Source organism: Streptomyces sp. SAS_272 (genome assembly GCF_052543235.1).
This window is the reverse complement of the sequence record NZ_JBMNDR010000009.1, coordinates 142,768-144,737: the sequence shown is the minus strand read 5'-3', so window position 1 is coordinate 144,737 and position 1,970 is coordinate 142,768. Positions and strand designations below refer to the sequence as shown.

Below are 1,970 nucleotides of genomic sequence, written 5' to 3'. Positions count from 1 at the left end.
CCCGCCGCGACCTCCTCCACCACAAGGACGCCTTCGCCGTCTACGGCATCTGACCAACCGGCACGGAACCGGACATCACACAACTACGCCGGGGCCGTGGGCTGTGCAGGAGCTGACTGGTTACGACGCTTCTCTCGCCGCCTCCGCGCGAAGAGCACAGCCCTGGGCTCACGCTTGAGTGGTGCGGTTGAGCAGCGAGCCGGGTCGATTCTGCTCAGACGCGAAGAAGCCCTTGATGCGCTCAAAGGTGATGCGTACGGGATGACCTGCCAGGTGCTGGTCGTACGCTTCGCGTTGGCTCCGGTACTCCCGGTTCGGCGCCGGCATCTCGTCGGCGGGCCGCCACACCACTTCGACCAGCGTCGCGGGATCGGGCTGCGGATACTGTGGGCCGTCGGAGTGGGCGATGATGAACGCAAGCTGGTGGGTGGCCTGGTTACGCGCCCAACGGGCCCCTTGGACGAGCCTGCGGCCGTAGTCGTCAGCATCGCGCAGGTACGTCGCGTCGTTCTCGCGCATCTGCTCTTCAAGTGAGCACGCCCAGAACAGGCATTCCGTCGCGGAGGCAAGGGCGGAGAAGCCATCCTCGTGCGCGGTCACCCGCGTCGCGTCCCGCAGGAATCGCTGCACAGCCTGGTAGTAGCCAATCATGGCCGCGCCCAGCATCTCTGGGTCCGGCTGGAGAGTATCGGTCACGTCGCTTCCCCTTGTCGAGTGCGAGGCATAACTGATCAGGATGCACTCCGTGGCCGGAAAGGGCGAGGGGTTTCATCTGTCGCAGCGCTGGGGTGGCCATCGCGCCCCGCGATCACGGGGACGCGGGGTTCCCGTTCGGTCTGCGCAGTCCCTGCGGATCTGCACAGTGATGTCCATGGGGCTGCGCGAGTTGGAGTGGGCGGGGCCTGTGGCAGATGGACGGTTTCGAGGTGGGCTGGCGGGATGCCACGGGCGAGTACCTGCGGCCGCTAGCAGAGGCCGTCTCGGTGGCGTTCGAGGACGGGCGGCCGGTACGAGTCCCGACTGGGGGATCGGGGCTCGGGCGCGCGGGAGTCCGCGTGGCCGCCGTTGCTGCCGGGTGCGGGTTACGGCTTGGCTTGGCCTTCGGGCCACATGGCCGGGTCAACTCCGTCGAAGCCATCGGCGCAGCCCTGGGTGAAATACTCCCGCACCTTTGCGTTCGGGCTTTCGTCCATAGCGGCTTCGTAGTCCTGGAACTGCTTCCCGCACCCGGCGGTCTTGTCTCCGCCGGCCCTCTGCTCGGTCTGTCCGCTCAGATATCCAGCCGCGTAGTCGTAGGCGTTGGCCCCGCGTTGCACCTCGGCTCCGCAGCCGGTCGTGAGCGCAAGCACGGCTATGGAGGCCACCCCCCAGCGTCTGCCCATGTCCCCTCCTTCTGATCTGCATGAATGCGGAGACTGTAGCGCCCCGGTGGGGCACCACCGGGGCCGCCGCTGTCAGGGCCACCGCGTCTATCACGTCGGGTGATGCTCTGGGCTGGAATCGGGGATCGTCTCACGCTCCGCCAGGTCACCTGGCACTGTCGCGCGCGAATCACACTGACGATCAAGGAGCGGGCGGTGCCCACCAACTTTCTGAGCGAGGAACAAGCGCAGGCGCTTCGGCCACTTCACCGAGGACCCGGACGAGGGACAGCTCGCCGGGTCCTTCTTGCTGGATCAGACCGCGCGCCGCAGGGCGATGGCCACCCGCTGCGCGCGGAACCGGATCGGCTGGGCCGTCCAGCTCGGCACCATCCGCTACCTGGGCACCTCCCTGAACAACCCCGAAGAGGTGCCCGCCGGGGTGGTCGCCTACGTCGCCGAGCAGCTCGGGCTGGAGCCGGCCGCGTTCGCCGGGTACGGCAGCGGCGAGGCCCGCTGGGACCACCAGGAGCAGATCCCCGAGGGCTACGGGTACACGAAGTGGAAACGCCGTTCCTGCGGCGAGGGCGCCCACGGCCGGCGGATCTA

The 1,970-nt window shown here is 68.1% G+C and carries 2 protein-coding genes and 1 pseudogene; 1 reads left to right on the top strand and 2 read right to left on the bottom strand.

Annotated elements, in window-relative coordinates:
- Positions 1-168: 168 nt before the first annotated feature.
- Complete coding sequence (locus ACN6LD_RS09230; RefSeq protein WP_445038304.1) at positions 169-696, bottom strand: hypothetical protein; 528 nt, start codon at positions 694-696, stop codon at positions 169-171.
- 386 nt (positions 697-1,082) lie between these two features.
- Positions 1,083-1,382, bottom strand: coding sequence for a hypothetical protein (locus ACN6LD_RS09225; RefSeq protein WP_107446577.1), 300 nt, complete (start codon positions 1,380-1,382; stop codon positions 1,083-1,085).
- A 283-nt stretch (positions 1,383-1,665) separates the two neighbouring features.
- Between ACN6LD_RS09225 and ACN6LD_RS09220 the strand changes: the two are divergent.
- Positions 1,666-1,970 (top strand): annotated as a pseudogene (locus ACN6LD_RS09220) (DUF4158 domain-containing protein); the annotation flags it as partial.

Bases quoted from the DNA above. Each gene is read 5' to 3' on its own strand.
- ACN6LD_RS09225 (WP_107446577.1), bottom strand. From the start codon at position 1,382: ATGGGCAGACGCTGGGGGGTGGCCTCCATAGCCGTGCTTGCGCTCACG.